Origin of the sequence: Leptotrichia sp. oral taxon 847 (genome assembly GCF_001553645.1) — a bacterium.
GTDB lineage: Bacteria > Fusobacteriota > Fusobacteriia > Fusobacteriales > Leptotrichiaceae > Leptotrichia.
In genome coordinates this window covers 2,071,681-2,086,712 of record NZ_CP014231.1, presented here as the reverse complement: position 1 = coordinate 2,086,712, position 15,032 = coordinate 2,071,681, and the positions used below count along the sequence as shown (strand labels likewise).

15 protein-coding genes are annotated in these 15,032 nt (G+C 30.6%); 3 read left to right on the top strand and 12 right to left on the bottom strand.

What is annotated here, in order from left to right; genetic code table 11:
- Positions 1 to 89 precede the first annotated feature (89 nt).
- Positions 90 to 2,255, bottom strand: coding sequence for an autotransporter-associated N-terminal domain-containing protein (locus AXF11_RS09855; RefSeq protein ID WP_068157784.1), 2,166 nt, complete (start codon positions 2,253 to 2,255; stop codon positions 90 to 92).
- Between the two features lie 456 nt (positions 2,256 to 2,711).
- On the opposite strand from AXF11_RS09855, the gene tnpA reads away from it, so the two are divergent.
- On the top strand, positions 2,712 to 3,173 hold the full coding sequence (gene tnpA, locus AXF11_RS09850; protein ID WP_068154106.1) for an IS200/IS605 family transposase: 462 nt from the start codon (positions 2,712 to 2,714) through the stop codon (positions 3,171 to 3,173).
- Between the two features lie 309 nt (positions 3,174 to 3,482).
- On the top strand, positions 3,483 to 4,694 hold the full coding sequence (locus AXF11_RS09845; protein ID WP_068153993.1) for an IS256 family transposase: 1,212 nt from the start codon (positions 3,483 to 3,485) through the stop codon (positions 4,692 to 4,694).
- A gap of 339 nt (positions 4,695 to 5,033) precedes the next feature.
- Here AXF11_RS09845 and AXF11_RS09840 read toward each other — a convergent pair whose 3' ends face one another.
- From AXF11_RS09840 to AXF11_RS09800, 9 genes are all read right to left on the bottom strand, one after another.
- Positions 5,034 to 5,309 (bottom strand): type II toxin-antitoxin system YafQ family toxin, encoded by a 276-nt coding sequence (locus tag AXF11_RS09840; protein ID WP_068157782.1) that lies wholly within the window; start codon positions 5,307 to 5,309, stop codon positions 5,034 to 5,036.
- Complete coding sequence (locus AXF11_RS09835) at positions 5,299 to 5,574, bottom strand: type II toxin-antitoxin system RelB/DinJ family antitoxin (protein WP_068157777.1); 276 nt, start codon at positions 5,572 to 5,574, stop codon at positions 5,299 to 5,301. Before AXF11_RS09835 ends, AXF11_RS09840 begins: the two co-directional genes overlap by 11 nt.
- A gap of 369 nt (positions 5,575 to 5,943) precedes the next feature.
- A complete protein-coding gene (locus AXF11_RS09830; RefSeq protein WP_068157773.1) occupies positions 5,944 to 6,720 on the bottom strand; it encodes a MetQ/NlpA family ABC transporter substrate-binding protein in 777 nt (258 codons plus the stop codon).
- Between the two features lie 31 nt (positions 6,721 to 6,751).
- Complete coding sequence (locus tag AXF11_RS09825) at positions 6,752 to 7,435, bottom strand: methionine ABC transporter permease (RefSeq protein WP_068157770.1); 684 nt, start codon at positions 7,433 to 7,435, stop codon at positions 6,752 to 6,754.
- A 3-nt stretch (positions 7,436 to 7,438) separates the two neighbouring features.
- Positions 7,439 to 8,512, bottom strand: a complete 1,074-nt coding sequence (locus AXF11_RS09820; protein ID WP_068157767.1) for a methionine ABC transporter ATP-binding protein — start codon at positions 8,510 to 8,512, stop codon at positions 7,439 to 7,441.
- Positions 8,513 to 8,930: 418 nt separating this feature from the next.
- On the bottom strand, positions 8,931 to 9,650 hold the full coding sequence (locus tag AXF11_RS09815) for an amino acid ABC transporter ATP-binding protein (RefSeq protein ID WP_197416871.1): 720 nt from the start codon (positions 9,648 to 9,650) through the stop codon (positions 8,931 to 8,933).
- Between the two features lie 140 nt (positions 9,651 to 9,790).
- Positions 9,791 to 10,444 (bottom strand): amino acid ABC transporter permease, encoded by a 654-nt coding sequence (locus AXF11_RS09810; RefSeq protein ID WP_156440431.1) that lies wholly within the window; start codon positions 10,442 to 10,444, stop codon positions 9,791 to 9,793.
- Between the two features lie 11 nt (positions 10,445 to 10,455).
- A complete protein-coding gene (locus AXF11_RS09805; protein WP_068158400.1) occupies positions 10,456 to 11,241 on the bottom strand; it encodes an amino acid ABC transporter substrate-binding protein in 786 nt (261 codons plus the stop codon).
- Between the two features lie 264 nt (positions 11,242 to 11,505).
- Positions 11,506 to 12,390 (bottom strand): fructose bisphosphate aldolase, encoded by an 885-nt coding sequence (locus tag AXF11_RS09800; protein ID WP_068157756.1) that lies wholly within the window; start codon positions 12,388 to 12,390, stop codon positions 11,506 to 11,508.
- A gap of 309 nt (positions 12,391 to 12,699) precedes the next feature.
- Here AXF11_RS09800 and AXF11_RS09795 point away from each other — a divergent pair, with 309 nt between their 5' ends.
- Positions 12,700 to 13,371 (top strand): DUF1269 domain-containing protein, encoded by a 672-nt coding sequence (locus AXF11_RS09795; protein WP_068157753.1) that lies wholly within the window; start codon positions 12,700 to 12,702, stop codon positions 13,369 to 13,371.
- Positions 13,372 to 13,532: 161 nt separating this feature from the next.
- Here the strand turns inward: AXF11_RS09795 and AXF11_RS09790 are convergent, their stop codons facing one another.
- Together AXF11_RS09790 and AXF11_RS09785 are read right to left on the bottom strand one after the other, a co-directional pair.
- Positions 13,533 to 13,859: a hypothetical protein gene (locus AXF11_RS09790; RefSeq protein WP_156440411.1), complete on the bottom strand. Its 327-nt coding sequence runs from the start codon at positions 13,857 to 13,859 to the stop codon at positions 13,533 to 13,535.
- 181 nt (positions 13,860 to 14,040) lie between these two features.
- Positions 14,041 to 15,030, bottom strand: coding sequence for a DUF3829 domain-containing protein (locus tag AXF11_RS09785; protein WP_197416827.1), 990 nt, complete (start codon positions 15,028 to 15,030; stop codon positions 14,041 to 14,043).
- Between the last annotated feature and the right edge of the window lie 2 nt (positions 15,031 to 15,032).

The window sequence follows — 15,032 nt, the reverse complement described above, 5'->3', positions numbered from 1 at the left end:
TACATTATTATAAAGTACATTTATCTTACCAGTTGTATTATTAATACCTGTTATCTCTGAACCAGAAGTCCCCGTAGATCCTGTTTCAGTTACTGCATAGATACCAACGTTTCCATTCCCCCCTGTTGCCCATTGTCTGTACTATTCAGAAGATTAATTGTTCCGTTATTTACTCCTTGAACTTTGGCTTGAGTTCTTACATTTATTATTCCACTTAAATTCAAAGAACCTGTATATGTACCACTTGTATCACGATAATTTGCAGTTGTCGCAGTCACTTGAGTAGGATCTATTTTGCTAGCCTGTACTCTTATTGCTGCATTACTTGCGGCTTTTTTATTCTGATTTTTATCTCTATCAATGTTTATAACTCCGTTACTTGCATTTATAGTCGTATCTTTATTATTAGATTCTATTAATAATCCAGCGTTATTATATCCAGCAATTTCAATAGTTCCTTTATTTTGCATTATAGCATCTGAAATATCTCCGTCATCTGAATCATAATTACCTCTTAATTTTACACCAGTTGTTCCTCCATCATTTGCTCCTCTTGTATCTGTCAATTTTGATGTCATTTTAGTAATAGCGGCTGATGAGCCTTTAGATCCATTATTACCAGTTATAGTGATTGTTCCTAAATTATAGAATTGTGAATCAGTTCCATCATTAGTACCATATCTCACTAATTCTCCCGCCATTTTTAAGGCATGTGAATAATCTCCATGTAGTATAATTTTTGAACCATTTGCATTAATTAAAGAAACTTTTGCTGGACCATCACCCCAAGTTATAGGCGTTGTCCACCAATTTATATTAGCTCCTGGAATGGGACTTTTAGAACCATTTTCTCTTCTAAAAAAAGTATTCCCTTCATTAAACATTCCTATATAAGAATATGCTGATTCTCTTGTTGAATCATATTGAATCCCAGTAGAATTACTTCCATAAAATTCTATAGTACCATCATTTTGTAAATTGTAATTATTATGCCCCTGTGACCAAGAATCTGATTCTTCTGTTGTAAGCGCAATACCAGTTTTATATCCTGAATATCCGCTAGCATCTACTTTAACAGTATCATTTCCCGTTGTAGAAGAAAGAGTCGCACCCGCACTTAATCCTTCATTATAATCTGTTATAGTTCCTTTATTTTTTATATTAAAATCAGTATATCCTGCATTCCATAATGTTTCTTCTGCTAATAATGCAACTATTTTAGGTCCCCTCAATGTCACTTTATCTTGTGTTTGAAGTGTAAACGAGCTTCGATTAGTTCCAGTTCCTGCCATAAACACATCATCCGTATACGCATATCGAGAACCACCAGCATAATATTTATTATTTCCATTAAAATTATCTACAATAATATCATCTTTAATAGTTACTGTTGCATCCTTTGTTCCTGCCTTAGTAACATTTTGACCAGAATAGAAATAAGAAATATATTGCTCACTATTTACTACTGGATTTGCTACTGGAGAACTTTTAACTCCTGTACTACTTGAAACTGTCATATCTGTAGCATGAGGAATATCAGTTCCGTACACGCCACTATTTGGGAATATTAAATTATAACCATTTATTGATTCCATACTAATTCCTGGTATCGCTACAGTAGGAGCTGTTATAGATGGAACCGTTGTAGTTGACGGTGTTACACTTGACACATTAACATTCAAAGTCGGTGTTGTTATAACCGGAGCTGAGGCACCGGCTACAGCATTTATAGTTACAGTTTTTGGTCTAACTGCCGCATCCACAGGCACAGCTGAAACTGGTTCAATTACCCTTTTCAACTCAGTAGTTCCCTGCTTTGCTCCTGTATAAGTACCAAACTTGTCATTTACCCTTGCATACTTCATAGATTCCTTTTTATCTCCACGACCTTTATAAGTTCCTTGCCAGTCGTTATACACATAATTCATTCCAAACTGCCAGCTGCTCCAAGGTGATTTTACCACTTGGTCTCCTTGCTCCATTAGTTGAATTAGTTCTAAGTTTGTGTTTCTCAAAAGCTTGTTATTTTCCTGTCTTGCCCGTTTAAAATCCTTTCTAATTTGCGTTATTGAAGTGTTTATTGCTTCCTGCTGCGCCTTAATTTCATCTGAGTAAAGATTAAGTGAAATACCGCTAAGCATTATTAGTCCTGTAAGTAAGAAAGTGATAAGCGCCGAATCAGTGTACTTAAAATCTTTAACTCTTTTTGCAAAAGATTTCAATTCTTTTTTTAGAATTCTCAAATCATTTGTCATAACTTTTACCTCTTCTTTCCTAAAATTAAAAAATCCAAAAAAACTATCAGGAATAGTTTAAAATGAGTGAGTGAGTGGTTAATAGATTTTTCAGTTTCTTCAATTTAATTTGTTTTTGTCTCATCTGACGTTAATATTGTAACAAAAAAAAAAAAAAAAAAGCAAGTATTTTTTTAAGATTTTTCAAAAATTTTTTAATAATGACCAATTTTTTATTTATTTGTAAAGGTAAAACAAAAACAAGCTCAACATTTATAAGGATAAAGTAAAAAAGTTTTTTATTTTTTTAATAAAAAAATTTTTTTTTATTATTGACTTTAGTCAGTTGAGTACGCAAAGCGTGCGAAACATAAAACCACCTGCTATGCGGGTGCGGAAACGTAAGTTTGCAACAAAATACACCTTCCGTTATAATAGAGTTGTTCAAGCTACTATTAATGAAAGGAAGGTGTTTATATGGCTAATAAAACTAATAGCCTGTCTCATACTAAATGGATGTGTAAGTATCATATAGTATTTACACCTAAGTATAGACGAAAAATTGTATATAGTCAATACAGAAAAAGTGTGGGAGAAATTTTAAGAAGATTATGTGAATATAAAGGAGTTGAAATAATAGAAGGACATCTGATGAAAGATCACGTGCATATGCTGGTAAGCATACCACCAAAAATAAGTGTATCAAGTTTTATGGGATATCTGAAAGGGAAAAGTGCATTGATGATGTTTGATAAGCATGCAAACTTAAAATATAAATTTGGAAACAGACATTTCTGGTCAGAAGGATATTATGTAAGCACAGTAGGCTTAAATGAAGCAACAATAAAAAAATATATAGCCGAACAGGAGAAACATGATATAGCGATGGACAAATTAAGTGTAAAGGAATATGAAGACCCTTTTAAGGGTAGCAAGTAGTACGGATACCTCTTTAAGAGGTAGCAACGAGTCAAATACAACAGTAGCTTGAACGAAGGTCAAGTATCGTCTTTAGGCGAAGTAGGAGACCCGACGGCTTATAGCCGTAGAGCAAGCCACCCTTTTGAAGGGTGGTCTTGACTTTTAGTTACAAAAAAAACACTATTTTAGTAATAGTGTCTTAATTTTTGTAATTTATTTATTTCATATCAGAATGATTTTTTTCAAAATCGGGTGTGTAAAAATTTTTGTGTAAACCTCTAGATAATATATGGTAAAATAACTGTATAATATTTGGAGGTTTTTGTTATGACTAAAAAGAAAATTGACAACGAAATTTTTAAAACACTGATTGAGGATTACAATATTAAAGATACTAATGATATTAAGGATATGCTTAAGGATTTGCTTTCGGGTACTATCCAAACCATGCTTGAAGCTGAAATTGAGCATGAACTGGGGTATGCTAAACATTCTATGAAAGATAAGACTACTTCTAATGCTAGAAATGGACATTCCAAGAAAACTGTTAGAAGTGAGTATGGCAATCTTGATTTAGATATTCCTAGAGATAGAAATGCTGAGTTTGAGCCTCAAATCATCCCTAAATATCAAAGAGAAATTACTGGCATTGAAGGACAGATTCTTTCTCTTTATGCTAAAGGAATGAGCAATAGAGATATCGAGGACCATCTCAATAATCTTTATGGAATTGATGTTTCGCCATCTATGATCAGTAAAATTACAGATAAAATTATACCTGAAATTAGGGAATGGCAGTCTAGACAGCTTGAGGATGTATACCCAATAGTTTTTATGGATGCTATCCATTACAGCGTAAGAAAAGATGGAGTTGTTGTTAAAAAGGCGGTATATTTAGCTATAGGAATAGATAAGGAAGGGCGAAAGGAGGTCTTAGGATTTTGGATAGGAGAAAATGAATCAAGCAAGTACTGGCTAAATGTTTTAAATGAATTAAAAAACAGAGGAGTTCAGGATATACTAATTATGTCTGTTGATAATTTAAAAGGGTTCAGCGAAGCAATATCTTCGGTGTTCCCTAAGACAGAAATTCAAAAATGTGTGGTTCATCAAATTAGAAACAGCATAAGATACATATCTTACAAAGATGTAAGGGAATTTACATCAGACTTAAAAGAAATGTACAATGCACCAACACTGGAACAGGCAGAGTTTAAACTGGATGAACTAGAAGAAAAATGGGGTAAAAAGTATATGGCAGTAATTAATTCCTGGAGAAGTAACTGGAATGAGTTGACAACATACTTTAAATATGATACAAAGATAAGAAAGCTGATATATACGACAAACCCGATAGAAAGCTTAAACAGACAATTAAGAAAGTATACGAAGACAAAATCACTTTATCCGACAGATGAAGCATTGATGAAGTCAGTATATTTAAGTTTAAAGGAAGCAACAAGGAAATGGACTGGAAGAATACCGGGCTGGGGAGAAATATATTCTCAGTTAAGTATTTATTTTGAAGGAAGGATTTAAAAACAGGATGATAAAAATACCATCCTGTACCATATATTATATTTTGAGTTTACACAAAATTCTGGACACTCTCTATTTTGAAGGAAGGATTTAAAAACAGGATGATAAAAATACCATCCTGTACCATATATTATATTTTGAGTTTACACAAAATTCTGGACACTCTCTCAAAATCATTACATCACTCATTTTTTTAATTTTAAAAATTTTTCTAGAATTTTAAAATATAGTAATTTAAACCGCCGAAAAATCTTTATATGCTGATAAAACTGTTTGAGCACGACCAGTAGAGTTTTTTGAAAAAGAGATATTTTTTTTCTTATAAAATAACTGTACTAATTAAAATAGTTCTGAATGTGAACCTAATCTGTATAATACGAGCATTAATACATCATCTATTATTTCATAAACTAATAGCCAATCTGGCTCGACATGACATTCTCTTGTTCCACTATATTTTCCTGATAAACTATGATCTTTATATTTATCTTCAAGTTTTTTACCTTTTTCCAATACTTTTATCACATCAAAGAGTTTATTAAGATCTTTTCCTTGTTTTTTTGCCGATTTTAAATCTTTTCTAAATTGTCCTGTAAACTTAACTTTATACGCCAAGTGCTTTTCTCAACTCCTCTATATTGTCATATCCTTTTATGCTGTCATCTTTTGCAATTCTTCTTCCTTCTTCAATTGCCCGTATCGTTGTTTCATTCGGCTCTTCTTCCAACTTTAATTCAAAAGGAATCCCATTTTCTCTAATCGCAGTTTTCAAAAATATATTTACAGCTGTCGTCATTGTTAGCCCAAGTCTGTTAAATAGTTCATTCGCTTTTTCTTTCGTATCTTTATCAACTCTAATACTTAAATTAGCATTTGTCATAACAAACACCTCCTTCTTAAATTTATTGTATCAATTTTTCAACACATTGTCAATACATCAAAGTACCTCAACAATTCAAACTTTACTACCATATAAAAGTACCATAATTTCTTGAAATAAATTTAAACCGTCGGAGCATTTTTATGTGCTGACAAAACTGTCTGAGCGAAAGCGAGTTTTTTGGCAGTGCATAAAAATGTCGAAGACTAGCGCAGGGTCAAGGGGAAAAGGCGATGTTTTCCCCTTGTTAAAAGGAATTAAAAAAAGACACTATTTCAATAATAGTGTCTTAATTTTTAACATCAAAGACTAACATAGAAACAAAGGGAAGTGATGGCTTTTTCCCTCTGTTAAAAAAAATTAAAAAAACTAAAATGCTGGAATAATTCTTCCTTCATATTTTTGTTCAATATATTTTTTAACTTTTTCACTTTGTAGAGCTTTCATCAATTTTTGTATTCTAGGGTCATTTTCATTACCTTTTAGAACAGTTACAACGTTTGCATATGGTGAATTTTTATCTTCTTGCAAAATAATTTCATTTTTTGTAACTCCCGCATTAATTGCAAAGTTTGAATTTATAATTGCTCCTGCCACTTCAACTAATCTTGGTGCGATTTGTTCATTTGACAAAGTTACAATTTTAATATTTTTTGGATTGCTTACGATATCTTTTGTAGTAGAATCCAATTTTTTGTTGTCTTTTAATTTTATAATTCCAGCTTTGTCAAGTAAAATTAAAGCTCTTCCACCATTTGTCGGGTCATTTGGAATAATAAGCGTATCTTTTGGTTTTAAGTCTTTTATATTTTTAACTTTTTTAGAATAAAGTGCCATTGGTTCTAAATGCACGTTTCCAACTGATACTAAAGGAATATTATTTTTTTTGGCAAAATCTTCCATATACGGAACGTGTTGGAAAAAGTTTGCGTCTATGCTTTTATCTGCAAGAGCTTTATTTGGCAAGATATAATCGTCAAATTGCACAATTTCCAAATCAATTCCTTGTTTTTTCAAATCATCCTTTACTAATTTTAGTAATTCTCCATGGGGAACAGGTGTCGCTCCAACTTTCAATTTTTCCCCTTTTCCACAAGACACCACAAATAGTGTAAGTGCCACTAATAATGCTAATATTTTTTTCATTTATATCATCCTCTCTTTTTAAATTATTTATTTACACTTTTTTTCTTTTATTAATAATTTTATTTACAATTTTATCTCCAGCAAATTGTATAACCTGGACTAAAATAATGATAACAATCGTAGATTGCCACATAACTGCGTAATTTTGATTATTGAAACCATCTATTACAGCTGCTTTACCCAGTCCACCGCCACCGATAGTTCCCGCAAGTGCTGAATATCCAATAAGTGTAATAATCGACAAAGTAATCCCATGAACTAGCGATGGCAGAGCTTCAGGTATCATCACTTTTAAAATTATTTCTTTATAATTTGCTCCCATTGATTTTGAGGCTTCTATTAACCCTTCATCCACTTCCTTTAGCGCTCCTTCAATTATTCTTGCAACAAATGGAGCAGCTCCTAGCGCAAGTGGTACAATAAATGGGACATTTCCATACGATACTCCCACAATTAATCTCGACACTGGAATTAACAAAACCATTAATATTATAAATGGAATTGACCTTGTTATATTTACCAAAATAATATCTAGTATTTTATGCAACGTTCTATTTGGACGTATCCCCTTCTCTTCGGAAGTAACAAGCAAAATTCCTATTGGAAAGCCAATAATCAGTGAAATTACAGTTGCAATTCCAACTACATAAATCGTCTCCCAAAGTGGTCCAATCATATTTTGAAACTGAAAAAACTCTATCCAGTCAAATCTCATAAACTATAACACCTCCGAATCTATTTTATGTTTTGCAAGCCAATCTATGATTTCATGTACTTTTGTTTCATTTGCCGTAATTTCAATAAGTACATTTCCAATTATGATATTGCTGACTTTATCAATAAAACCACCTAAAATATTTACTTCCACATCAAAAGTTCTTATAAGTTCTGCTATATAGGAGCGGTTAACTTGCTCTTCGTTATATTTTAACTTTAATCTCAATTTACTCCCACTACTATTTTCTTTTCTTCGCTTAATTTCTTCTTCCGTTCTAAAAGTGTCGTGCGACAAATGATCTACAAATTCTTTAGTAAGCTCATTTTTTGGACTTAAAAATATTTGTTTAGTTGTCCCTGTTTCCACAATTTTTCCGTCTGACATAATCGCAACTTTGTTGCATATTTTCCTAATCACTTCCATCTGGTGAGTAATAAGAATAATAGTTATCCCAAATTCCCTGTTTATCTCTTTTAATAACTCCAAAATTGAATTTGTCGTTCTGGGGTCAAGCGCTGAAGTTGCTTCATCTGATAAAAGTATTTTAGGATTGTTTGCCAAGGCTCTTGCAATTGCCACTCTCTGTTTTTGACCTCCTGAAAGCTGTTCTGGATAATTTTCTTTTCTGTCCGAAAGTCCAACGATTTCAAGCAATTCGTCCACTCTTTTATCAATAGCATCTTTTTCCCAATTAGAAATTTCTAGAGGAAACGCAACATTTTGTGCAACATTTCTTGAATTTAAAAGATTAAAGTGCTGAAAAATCATTCCTGCTTTTTTTCTATATTCTCTGAGTTCCTTCTGGTTAAATTCCAAAATATTTTTATTCACAAGATCAGAATTTTCATCATTTGAATCTGTCTCTTCCCGAACCAAAATCTGTCCTGAAGACGGTTCTTCAAGTCTATTTAAAAGTCTTATAAGCGTCGATTTCCCAGCGCCACTAAGTCCCATAATTCCATAAATATCGCCTTTTTCAATTTCAAGATTAACGTTATCTACCGCAAAAATCTCTTTTCCATCAGCTAATTTATATTTTTTTACTAAATCTTTTATTTGAATAAAACTTTCCATCCATTTCTCACCTCTTTCATACCTATTTTATTCCAATCTATTTTTTACTTTCAAATAATTTTAGAATCAGAATTATTATGCTTCATTATATCATCTTTTATGTGTATATGCAAATGTTTTTTTCTTAAAATAATAAAAATTTCAAAGATATATTTCTAATTTCAATATTTTTAATTTATTTTTGATTACAAGATGTCATTTGTTTATTTTATTTCTTTATTCGTCGGAGCATTTTTATGTGCTGACAAAACTGTTTGAGCACGACTAGTGCGAGTTTTTTGGCAGTGCATAAAAATGTCGTAGACTAGCCGGGGTGCAGGGGTATGGCGATGGTACCCCTGCTTAGAAATTATTATTTTAACAATTTTAAACTCGACTGCCATACTAAAAATTCAGTAATTTTTCAAAAATAAAAATACTAATAAATTGTATTTAAAAATTCTCTTACACGACTGGATTTTGGATTTTCAAAAATTTGTTTTGAAGTTCCTTTTTCCAATATTTTTCCTTTTTCTAGAACGACAACTTTATCTGAAATTTCTTTCACAAAATTCATTTCGTGGCTGACAATTAGCATTGTTATTTTTTTATTTTTTAATTTTCTTATTATATCCAAAACTTCTTTTACAAGTTCTGGATCAAGTGCTGAAGTTGGTTCATCAAAAAGCAGAATATCGGGTTGAAGCGCCAAAGCTCTAGCAATTGCCACTCTTTGTCTCTGCCCTCCTGAAAGTTCGCTAGGAAAATTATCAATTTTATCAGAAAGTCCAACGACTTCCAAAACTTCTTTTGCAATTTTTGTTGCTTCATCTAAAGAAGTTTTTTTTACTAATTTTAGCGTTCTCACAATATTATTTCTCACTGTCATATGCGGAAATAAATTAAACGACTGAAAAACCATTCCTGTTTTTAGTAAAATTTGTTTTTTTATCTTTTTATCTTTCAAATTTTTTCCTTCAATAAAGATATCACCATAGGTAATCGTTTCCAAATCGATGATACATCTTAAAATAGTGGATTTTCCACTTCCTGAAGGCCCTATAAGTGAAACAACTTCTCCTCTATTAATATTCAAATTTATATCATGCAAAACTTCATTTTCTCCAAAACTCTTTTTTAAATTTTTTACTTCTATTATTTTTTCCATTATTTAACTCCTATTTCTTCTACAAAATCTTATGTTTGCCTCTTTAATATCTTTTCCGAAATTCTCTTGGTAGCAAAACTCAATTTAAAAATATCATAGTTAAAACTTATTGTTAGATTCACAAAATAATATTAAATTCTAACTTTATTTCGTTTTTCAATGATTTTAAACAATCTGTCAACACAAAAACTAAGTATTAAATAAATGATAATTGCACAAATATAAGGAGTTATCGTGTAAGAAATATTCGCCAAATCTTTTGTTCTCTTCATAACTTCCGTAACAGCCAAAATATACATAAGCGATGTATCTTTTATAAGGGTAATTGCTTCATTTCCCAAAGTTGGAAGTACTCTTCTTAACGCCTGTGGCAAAATGATATAAATAATTTTTTGCCAATATGTATAACCCAAGACTTTTGCAGCTTCATGCTGTCCTTTATCAATGCTCTCAAGTCCACTTCTTATAATTTCTATTAGATAGGCAGCATAATTTATGATAAATGTTACTACAACTGCCAAATAAGCTGTTAAGGTTATGCTGTATCCGTTTATTTTTATAAGCGGTAATCCGTAATATACCATCAAAAGCTGTAGCATCAATGGCGTTCCACGAAAAATCCAAGTATAAGTTGAAATCAAAAATTTCACAACTTTATTTTTCCCTGTATACGATAGAGCACCTAAAATTCCTAACGGGACGGAAAATACTATCGTTGTTATATACAATAAAAACATACTTGGTAACGTCTTTACAAGTTCAAAAAATATTTGAAAAAAAGTCATTTTTTCCATTTTTAATCTTTAAACCATTTTGAATAAATTTGTTGATAAGTCCCGTCCTTCTTCAACTCTTCAATTGCCTTATTAATTGCGTCGATTAATTTTGTATTTCCTTTTTTAGCCGCAACCGCATATTCTTCTTGCCCAAAATCTTCTTTTAAAATTTTGTATAATTCTTTTTTAGCTTGTGCCTCTTTCACTTTTTTTGTATATTTTGCCAAAACCTCATCCGCTACAATTGCATCCACTCTTTTAGCGTCCAAATCCATAAACGCCTGGTCATATTGAGCATATGTTTTAAACTCCTTAAACTTCTTGTCAAATCCAGATTTTTTCACAGCTTCTTCTCCACTGCTCTGAGTCTGGCTTCCCACAATTTTTCCAGTTAAATCATTTTTATTTTCAATTTTATCGCCAACTCTTGTAACAATAAGTTGATGCACTGTCAAGTAAGGGTTAGACATTTCTGTTTCTTTTTTTCTTTCCTCTGTAATAGTAAGTCCATTCCAAATCAAATCTATATTTCCCGCATTTAAATCAAGAACTTTAGAATCCCAATTTATCGGCTTAAACTCAACTTCACTTCCAATTTTTTTAAAAACTGCACGAGCTAAATCAATGTCAAATCCAACGATTTCTCCCTTTTCATTTTTAAATCCCATCGGAACAAATGAATCATCGAGTCCTACGATAACTTTCTTTGGAATTCCACTTTTACTAACTTCTTTTCCTTCATCCTTTTTAACACTGCACATCACAAGCGACAGCGCTAAAATCATCAATAAAAATACTTTTTTCATTTTTGCTACCTCCATAATTTTTATTTTTTCATTTGCAAAATAGTTTAATAATACAGCTCTACTTAAAAAAACTTTCACAAGAGCTATATTTAAGAGCCAATAAAACTCTCCTATTTTCCCTTTATTAATACAGTTATTTTACCACAGATAATTTGAAAAAGCAATGTGAAAGCAATGAAAAATCAAAGAAACAAAAAATCACAACTATTTAAGGCTGTGATTTTTTCGTAATGTTCCATTTTTTAATATTTTGCTACTATAAAATTATTTTACAGAAGCTTTGTAAATTTCTTCAATAGCTTTAGCTAAATCTTTATTAAATTCATCATCACTTTGTTGTGCTGACAGTCCTTCAGTTAATGCTCTTGAAAAACTTGCGATAACTCCTTTATTTTTAGAAAGAATTTCATTTGCTTTTTCTCTTGGATAGCCTCCTGACAATGCAACAACTCTTACAACTCTTGGATGTTTTGTCAAATCTTCATAAAAGTTTTCAACTGTTGGAAGTGTAACTTTTAACATAACATTTGAAGTTTCAGGCAATTTATCAAGATGTTTTTTGATTTCATTTTTTAAGATAGTTTCGCATTCTGCTTTATCAACATTGTGAATATCTACTTCTGGTTCAATAATAGGAATAAGTCCAGCCGCAATGATTTTAGCAGCAACTTCAAATTGCTGGTCTACAACTTTTGCAATTCCTGTTTGTGACGCTTTTTTAATAACAGAACGCATTTTTGTTCCGAAAATATGTCTTTCATTTGCTCTTTTTAAAAGGTCATCCAAACCTGGAATAGGTTTCATTACTTGAACTCCGTCTTCCAATTCTTCAAGTCCTTTATCAACTTTCAAGAAAGGTAGAACTCCTTTTTCTTCCCACAAAAAGTCGGCTGTATACTTATCATCAATTTTTCTGTCCATAGTTTGTTCAAATAAAATAGCTCCCAAAATTTCTTTACCGCTAAAAGCAGGACTTTTTATGATTCTTGTTCTCATTTTATGAATTAAATCAAACATTTCTTTATCATTAGAATATTCACTTTCATCAATTCCATACAATTTTAATGCTTTTGGAGTACTTCCACCACTTTGATCCAACGCTGCAATAAATCCTTTTCCGTTTCTCATTTTTTCTAATCTTTTTTTCATAGTAATCATCCTCCTAATTTAAAATATTTTGACCGTCAAATCTTTTGCTTCTATATTTATCATACCACTTTTTTGAAAAATGTCAAGAGACAAAATAAAATATTTAGGGACTAAAATAGTGTAAAAATGTTAGGAAATATTTTAATGTCAATATTTTTTAATTTATTTCAATTACAAGATACCATTAACTAAAAACTGGAATTTTCTCACTAATTGACTATCAAATTAATAATTAATTTATAATATGTTTTTAAGTCTAAAAGAGTATAATATTTAAAAAAGCATAATAAAAAACAGGAGGTAAAAATTATGGAAAATAATGTTTTGCTGGCTGTATTTAAAAATCAGCTTAGTGCTTATGAAGTTTTAAATGATATTAAAAGTAATTTTGTTGGAAAAAATTATGTAATTACTGAAGCTGCGGTAGTCAAAAAAGAAGACGGAAAAGTGAGTTTCAAGGAAGGATTTCAAATTACCTCAGAAGGTAATGCAGGTTTTCTTTCAGGAGGATTGTTAGGAGCCTTTGTTGGAATTATCGGCGGTCCTTTGGGAGTTCTTCTAGGAGGGTCAATAGGTGCATTAATTGGCGAAAGCAGAGGAAATGCTTCAGATGAGGTAAAATCTGGAATCTTATCTGATACTACAAAATATTTGACAGATAATAATTTTGGATTAATTTTACTTGCAACTGAAGAAAATGAATCAGAACTTGATAACTATTTGCAGAAATACGATGAAGAAGTTATTTTAAGAAAAGATGCAAGAGCTGTTCAAAAAGAAATTGAACTTGCAAAAGAATACGAAAGAGAGTTATATAAAACAGCTGCCTATAACGAATTTAAAAAAAGAGCGAATGAGGAAAAAGATAAATTTAAAAACAGAGTGGATGATGTACTTTCAGATTTAAAAGATAAATTTGAAGAAGCTGACAACAGACTAAAATTAGAAGTCGCTAAATTAAGAGAAAAATTTAGAAAATAAACTAGAAAATTTTTATATTTCTTTATTTGTATATACATTCATAAAAAATTTGGAATACTCTCCAATAACCTAAATAACATTATCGTAATAAAATTAAACTAGTTATTTAAAAAAAATCACAATCATTCTAAGACTGTGATTTTATTTTATTTAATAATTTCCTAAAAATTAAACGAAATTACAACTTTGAATTTTACTTCTCCACTTCCTACCACTTCTAATTTTTTAATCTCAATTGCTGATTTTGGAAACAAGTTTAATTCTTTATCAGAATCTATAATTTTTAATACTATTGTTGCGATTTTAACATTTGTTTCCTTTGCACAGAATTTTGCATTAAGCATGACATTCCCGTCAGAATTAAACTCCCCTGTAAGCAGCAAATTGCTGCAAGAAGTATTTGGATTGGAAATAATCTCGAATTCTGTTTCATCAGTGATATTTATCGGTATATATTCTGTAAAATTAGAATTACTTTTTCCGAACAATTTTTTTCTCCTCTCTTCTACAAAATTGACAAAATAACATTTTTTTACTTTTTTACATAAAGAGAAAAGGACCACCATTTCCTCTTATAAACTCTACGTAAATATTTTACTTTGTCCACTATCAATTATCGTACTCCATTTACTAAAAATACAGGAGAAAAATTTATCTCCTGTAAAAAAATTACTCTTTCATCATTAATGTTCCGTAAATATTTTTTAAATCTGTTTCATTTCCCAAAATATTACTTGCATTTTTGACTACTCCTTCTATATTTTTAACTTTTATGGATTTTATCATACCGTCCACGCTCTCTGTTAATACCTTAGCACTTTGCTTAATTTTTTCATAGCTTTCTTTGCTTACATGTTCTTTTTTAGCGTCTTCATAAGTCAAAGTCGAAATATTTTTATAGGATTTTTTTATTTCTTCATTTAATTTTTCCAAATTCGCAAGTTCAGTTTCATCATAGTTTAGATTATCTTTTGAAAATGCTGCATCTGAAAATTTATTTATGGCATCAACAAATTGTACAACGTTTAATTTAACTTTTTTATTATTTTTACTAAATTTTTCTGATAATTTTTTATTTATCGTACTCGACATTTCTTGTAATGAAGCTGCCAAAATCTTATCATTTTCTTTTCTTGTCTGCGAAACTAATTTATATTTGTCATTAAGCTCTTTTACTCTTTCCAAATTATCAGCTCTATATTCACCTTTTTCAAAATAGTCGTCTATCTCATTTAATACTTTTTGTTCTTCAACAAGCGATTTTAAAAGATTTTCTCCATTTTTGTCAATTGTCTCAAATTTTGGATTTCTTTGAATTACTTCCCCCAAATCTCTTATTTGATTTCCCAATAATTTAACCGAACTTTTTATATCTCTTATGGAATTTATGCCTTTTAAACTTTTTACAACTTCACCATTTTTATCCTTAAATTCATTCTCATCAATTTTATCGAATAACATAAGCCATTCGTCTGAATTAGGCACTTCACTTATTCTTACATACTCTGTATATTTTGAAATTTTATCAGAGTTTAAATCATCTTTCACATAAGTTACTTTCACTTTATCTTTTTTATTTTTATTTTCATCTTTTTGTCTATTTCCACATGAAACTACAATTAATAATGCCAATACTCCTACACAAATATATCTTTTCATCG